3 protein-coding genes are annotated in these 4,838 nt (G+C 48.2%); 2 read left to right on the top strand and 1 reads right to left on the bottom strand.

The genetic code is table 11. The features are described from left to right. Together LLG96_07880 and LLG96_07875 are read left to right on the top strand one after the other, a co-directional pair. A partial coding sequence (locus LLG96_07880) for a hypothetical protein (GenBank protein MCE5250125.1) occupies nucleotides 1-539 on the top strand: 539 nt, incomplete at its 5' end. Beyond that, a complete protein-coding gene (locus tag LLG96_07875) occupies nucleotides 539-1,888 on the top strand; it encodes a sigma-54 dependent transcriptional regulator (GenBank protein ID MCE5250124.1) in 1,350 nt (449 codons plus the stop codon). The genes LLG96_07880 and LLG96_07875, both read left to right, overlap by 1 nt. A gap of 349 nt (nucleotides 1,889-2,237) precedes the next feature. Here LLG96_07875 and LLG96_07870 read toward each other — a convergent pair whose 3' ends face one another. Next, nucleotides 2,238-4,211: a DUF6259 domain-containing protein gene (locus LLG96_07870; protein MCE5250123.1), complete on the bottom strand. Its 1,974-nt coding sequence runs from the start codon at nucleotides 4,209-4,211 to the stop codon at nucleotides 2,238-2,240. Nucleotides 4,212-4,838 lie beyond the last annotated feature (627 nt).

Here is a 4,838-nt window from a genome sequence, read left to right as displayed (position 1 = left end):
TCGAGAAGGAGGCGAAACGGTGTCAGAACATCGTTCAGGGACTCCTCGATTTCGCCCGCGAGCGTGAACCGAAAACAGAGGAAATTATTGTAAACGATATTCTGGAAAAAACCATAAATATTTTCGAGAACCAGCCATTATTTCATAATATTCAGGTGGTTAAAAATTACCAGTCCGATCTGCCGGTTATCATGGCTGATCTCGCGCAGATACAGCAGGTCTTTGTGAATATCATCATGAATGCGGCCGACGCGATGAACGGCAAGGGGACACTGACAATCAGCACGAAATCCGAGAAACAGCTCGATACCATTGAGATCGGTTTCACCGATACGGGTATCGGGATACCTCCCGAAAATCTCGACAGAATTTTCGAGCCGTTCTTTACGACAAAAGGAGTCGGTCATGGAACAGGGCTCGGTCTGTCCATCAGCTACGGCATTGTTCAGGGTCACGGCGGAACGATAAAGGTTTCCAGCCAGGTCGGAAAGGGAAGCGCTTTTACTATAAACCTGCCAAAAATCAAGGAGCGCGCCTGATGTCTTTTTCGGCAAACATCCTTATTATCGATGATGACGAGTCCATTCGCATCGGATGCCTCCAGACACTCACCGAAGAGGGTTACAGAGTGCAGGCGGTCGATAACGGGTATAAAGGACTCGAGCTGACCCGGAAGGAATCGTTCGATGTTATCCTTCTGGATTTGAAAATGCCGGGAATATCCGGTATCGATGTTTTGAAAAAGCTCCGGGAAGATGATCCGAATTCCATTGTGATAATGATTACCGGATACGCCAAGATCGATTCTGCCGTGCAGACAATCAAGCTCGGTGCATACGATTATCTCCCCAAGCCGTTTACCGCTGAAAATCTGATCTCGGCCGTAAAAAAAGCCGTATCGTACCGGCAGCAGATTCTTGAAGAAGCCTGTATGCTTCTGTCCAAAGCGGAAGAATCGACATCGGATTCTATCATAGGCCGGTCGAACGAGATAAAAAAAGTTGTCATGCTTATAAACAAGGTGGCGTCGACCGACTCGACCGTGCTTGTTACCGGGGAAACCGGTGTCGGGAAAGAGCTCGTGGCCCGTACGATACACCGGCTGAGTAAAAGACGGGAAAAACCTTTTGTGGTAGTTGATTGCGGGGTGCTGGTAGAATCACTCTTCGAAAGCGAATTGTTCGGCCATACAAGGGGATCATTCACCGGCGCCACAGAGACCACACAGGGTAAATTTGAACTGGCTAACGGAGGTACTATTTTCCTCGACGAGATTGCAAATATCAGCATCAATATGCAGTCACGTCTCCTGCGCGTCATCCAGGAACAGGAAATTTCTAAAATCGGCAGCATGGAAAAGCTTAAAGTGGATGTACGGATTATTTCCGCAACCAACAAAAACCTTCAGAATGCGATACGGAACGGTACATTCCGCGAAGACCTTTTTTACCGTTTTAATGTATTCCCCATCCATGTGCCTCCTCTTCGTCAGCGCAGGGATGATATTCTTCCCCTTGCCCATTATTTTCTGAAGGGTTTCAATACCCGCAAAAAAAAGGCCGTGACAAAATTTTCCGGAGATGCAATGCAATTCTTTGAAAATTACGACTGGCCTGGAAATGTCCGTGAGTTGAAAAACGCCGTTGAATGCGCCATGGTGAACTGTGAGGGGAACATGATCGGCTTGAACGACCTCTCATTCAATGACGAGGCGATCCGCCAGCACACAGGTATACGCGAAGACGGCTCTCTTGCCGAGCTCGAGAAAAATGAAATCACCAAAACACTCAGGCAGTTTGACGGGCATAAATCCAAAGCCGCAGATTATCTCGGTATCAACCGCAAAACCCTCCGTGAAAAAATCCGTAAGTACGGACTTGATCTGTAACTCCGGTTTCCCTGATGATATTCAATAAACCTCCCCGCCAATGCTTCATGCGATAATTTCAGACTTTCGCTTCTTTTAATCGATACCGATAAATCTCAAGTTACCGGCCTTAACAAATTTCATTTCAAATCATTAAGCCCGGCCTGTCCACAAAATTAAATAGAACACGGATTTTCGCGGATTTTTTTTTATATCTTTTTTATATGTCAACGTTTAATAATTGCTAATGATAGTACAAATAATATGTTATATGGATTTGTGTCTTTGTGTCTTCGTGGTTAAATATTTTCATGAATAATCACGGTTAGTTACAATAAACCGGAAAGTCGAGATCATATAACCGTCACCCTTATTGTTTTGCATGGATCATGACCGCGCTGTCTGCCGGAATGACAACCGACACACCGCTTCCGGATAATTTACCTGCATCGAGCATTACCGGTGCTGCTCCGCCGAGAATCTCTCCGAAATGCACCGCTGACAATGCAGAGGGCAGAGCTTTAGGATCGATCCTGCAGGTTACCGTCTTCGGCCCGGGATTGAAATTGCCCAGGAGGATATACGCCTCGCCAGAACGGCTATAGACCGCCGATGGGCAGTCGGCGCCTTCCACGGTCACCGCTTTGTTCCGCCAGTCCTCGAACCGGTATTGTTCCACATCGCCAAGGGGACGGAGGATGGTGTAGAGCTCTTTCGCTTCCGGGCTTGCAGGCCAGGGAGCCACTCCGGTCAGGAGCGTTTCGAGGGCAAGGAGACGGTGCAGTCGTTTGGGCGCATCGGGGTCAATGGTGCCGTAACCGATCACACCTCGTGACCGGGCGCCAGCGAAGTTCCACTCGAGGGGGAGCTCGTCGATCGGAGGCACTCCTTCCGAGAGCTTCCCGTATCCCCATTCCATCCCGACCACATAATCGGAAAAGTTTTCGGTGACGAACATCGGGGTCATGGTATTGTGAACAATAATCATGCCGTCGGGGCCGACCCGCTCACGGGTCCATTCCATGAGATCGATGAGCTCGTCTATGTCCCAGTGACCGGTGGGCGAAAGCGCCAGAGTTCCCAGTCCCCGGTCCGGCGAAATTCCATTGGAGGTTTTCCCAATGTGGAGGGGATTGTTACAGTATAGTGCCACATTCCAATCGAAGTAAACGCCGTCAAGTTTGTGATTTTTCAGAACACGGTCGATGGAAAATTTCAGATAATCCAGCCATCCTGATTTCAGGCACATCTGCGCTCCGAACTCGTCCTTTCCGTATTTATTGTGAAGGAGCTTACCCGAATCATCCGGCTTTCTTCCCCATTCCTCGCCATGTTTCCGGAACGCATCTGTCGAAGGGTGCAACTCCTTGTTGGAAAAATAGGTAGCCGTCCTGATCCCGTACTTATGGCAGAGCGCGAGCACTTCGTCATACTTTTTCATATCTTCGGGAGGATAAGGCGGATAGGAACCATCCCTCCAGAAGTTGCCGTCGCCGGTGTAATCGCCGTCGTTATGACAGTGAGCTGTGCGTATACCGGAATCGGCCCACTGTTTTATCTCCGCTTCCGATACCCATTTACTCTCGTTACGGTTGAATGCGGTATGAAGCCAGGGTTTGTTTGCATGACCTTCAAGAATGGAAAAACCGATATAATAGTCGAAAGCATACATGCCTTTGAGCGCCACCGAACCGGGGATGTTCAGCGGGCTGACGGTAACTGTTACTCCCAGCGGGCGCGTGGAGGCTCCGACAGAGCAGTACCCGTTACCGGGTATACCGGTAAGCTGGTAATCCCACTGTGAGAGGTCATCCGATACGAACCACTCTATACCTTCGATTCCCTGATCGGCAAGAACCAGGTACCGGGGAACGAACCGGGTCTGGAGAGGAGGGTCAAAGTGAGTTCCCGCCCGCATCATCCTCCACTGGCAAACTCCGAAACCGGAGGGGCTCATTCCCTCCTGTTCGTTTATATTCTGACGGTAGCCGTACTGGCTGAGTCCGGGATCGAATATGGTGGAAAGCACCGTTATCCGTCCCGTTTTCACCGGAGTATCCGGGAAAAGGAATTCACGGTGGATTTTCACATACCCCCAGCGGTACTCGTATCGAGTCTTTACCCGGATACCGGCGTCTTTACCGTCCCGGTCGAGGAGAGGGCAGTCTATGGTTACTGTCACATAGTTGCCGTTTTTCGTGTAAGCAACCGTTGGGTTTGCATTGTTGAGATCGCTGAAAGTCCCGCCGGAAACCTGCACACTCGTTTCCAACGGCTGGAGGAGCACGTTCCCGGCCCGTCCGTATGTGTACCTGACCGCATCGAGCGCTCCCCCCTTTTTCATGTTGTGCTGAACGGTGTAAAAAGGAGTGGAGAGGGTCAGAATACCCGCACTGTCATCCCGCTGAACACTGTACTCCTGCGGATAGCGCCCTGAAATATTTTTGGAGGATTGCGCATGCGAAAAACAAGAAAAAACCACAAAAAAGCAGGCGGTTAAGACAAAAAAAAGTCGATTCTGAAACATTTCGGGAAACATGGCTGTCCCTTTCATGCTATGTGCTGTTTGTTTACCTTTTCCTTATAAAAAATAATAATATCATATGCTTATTTGTAAATAAATATCACCGCTTTCACGAAATATTTCAAGTGTATTTTTATTCAATAACCGATTTAACTTTTAAGATACTACGGGGCTGAACCTCAAAATTCACAAATCAGACACATAACAGCCCATACATTAAAAGAACAAAGAATGATTTAAGAATTACACTTTAAGATTTACGATTCAGAGAGGACTATCAAACTTAATCGTAATTATTCGTGGTCCTTTTAAGAGGGCTGTGAAAAAGTATATTTTTCACGAGCCCGATAATGAAATGTATTGTTTCGGTGCTGTCAAGGGCATGTAAATCAGCACTTCGTGCCGACCCTTGACAGCTTATATCCACACTTACAGACTTTATCACAA

The sequence above is a fragment of the bacterium genome, assembly GCA_021372535.1.
GTDB lineage: Bacteria > Latescibacterota > Latescibacteria > Latescibacterales > Latescibacteraceae > JAFGMP01.
This window is presented reverse-complemented; position numbering and strand designations above follow the sequence as displayed.